General features: G+C 50.8%; 1 protein-coding gene. It reads left to right on the top strand.

Features of this window, described 5'->3' with window-relative positions; genetic code table 11:
• Positions 1-19: 19 nt before the first annotated feature.
• The coding region (locus tag ACQY6F_RS18905; protein ID WP_428776663.1) for an alkaline phosphatase family protein at positions 20-1,700 on the top strand (1,681 nt) is incomplete at its 3' end.

The following is a 1,700-nucleotide window of genomic DNA, read 5'->3' as shown; positions in this document are numbered from 1 at the left end:
TGAGTACCGTGGCTATGTGATGGAAAACGATTATATGCGCAGACTGGCGGCGCAGGGTATAGAGCTGTGTAACAGCTTTGGAGTAATGCATCCTTCGCAGACGAATTACATTGCATCTATTGCCGGAGAGCTTTGCGGTGTCAGCGATGATAAGCAGCCGTCGCCTCTGCCACAGCAAACCATTGTCGATTTAATCGAAGCCTCAGCGCAAAACCTGCGTTGGAAAGCGTATATGGACAGCTACATCGCTGAGGATACACCCTGGTGTGCGCATAACTTTACCCCCAAAGATCATTTCCCCTACGTTATCAAACATAACCCTTTCTCCTCGTTTAAAAATATTCTGAACAATCAACAACGCTGGAACAATATTGATAATGAAGCGGGGTTCTGGCGCGACCTGCTTAACGGCGAGTTACCTGAATACGCCTGGTTCACCCCGAACATGTGGAACGATGGTCACTACCTGGCGGGTAGTTTAAATAATGATCTTAAAGGCGAACGCGCGCCCATACTGGTGGATCAGCAGGCGCGTTGGCTGGAGTCGTTTTTTGCAGGGTTGAACTTCCCCGGCCCCGACAGTAAACTTCCGCCGCGCACGTTGGTCGTTGTCACCTATGACGAAGCGGACTTCGAAGCTTTTTACGATAAAGGCAAGAAGTACACCTATGACGGTCCCAATCAAATTTACACTGTGCTGCTGGGGGATATGATTGCACCGGGCCAGCAGCACGAAGGCTATAATCACTACAGCCTGTTAAAAACCATAGAGAAAAATTTCAACCTCGGTGATCTGGGTAAAAATGATCGCGAAGCAAACTGGTTTCAGTTTCTGTGGGGCAGGCAGTTTCAATGGCAGGTGCCACAGCAAACACCGTTAAAACCGCTTCGACAGCTCTGCTCCGCCAGCTACGCCGACAGACTTTATCTGATTGGCTCAGACGACAATGGCACGCTGTGCTTTAGTACCTTTGACGGCACTCACTGGTCACAAGCGCTGCCCTTTGCCGAAGACGCTGACCGCGACCCTAACCCGCCGCCTATGAGCCTAAGTGCAGCCGCCAGTGAGACAGCGTTGCTGCTCGCGTATCGCAATAACGAGAAACAGCTCGCGGTTAAACACTATGATCTCAACCAGGGCTGGTGCGATATTGAGGTGCCCGTCAACGACAGTATTGCTGATGTTGCACTGGTGGCTGTACCCTGCCAATCCCGTTTTTTACTGGTTTACAGCGATCAGCAGGGGAGCTTGTATAGTCTCGATTATCGCAACGGAGCCTGGCAGCAGACAGAAAAGCCTATCTGTACACACAGTGAAGGCAGTTTTAGTTTAGTCGCTCTGGGCGCCACGATCTTGTTGATTTATAAAATTGGCGCAACGGCACAACTGAGTTGCTTAAGTTATAACACGTCAGAATTTAACAAGCTGGATATCAGTCAAAGTGAATATGCCGGTCCCTATGATGATACCGCTTGTAACGCCTGGTCCGGCAGTGCCTTTCCCCTCCACCATTTTAGCGAAACGGTGAATGCGCTCACGCCGGGGGAGAAAGAACCACTAGCCTGTGGATTTCAGGCCAGTGGTACACTTGCCGCCGCGACTCTGGATGGTGTTATCCATCTTCTGCACAACGGTCCCAACAACACTCAACTGCTCAGTGAAACCTTTTCGCTCAGCGGCACACTGACACCGGTCAACC

Source organism: Vibrio sp. (assembly GCF_050299255.1).
Taxonomy (GTDB): Bacteria; Pseudomonadota; Gammaproteobacteria; order Enterobacterales; family Vibrionaceae; genus Vibrio.
Note: the sequence above shows the minus strand (reverse complement) of the source record. Positions and strands in the feature narration are given on the sequence as shown.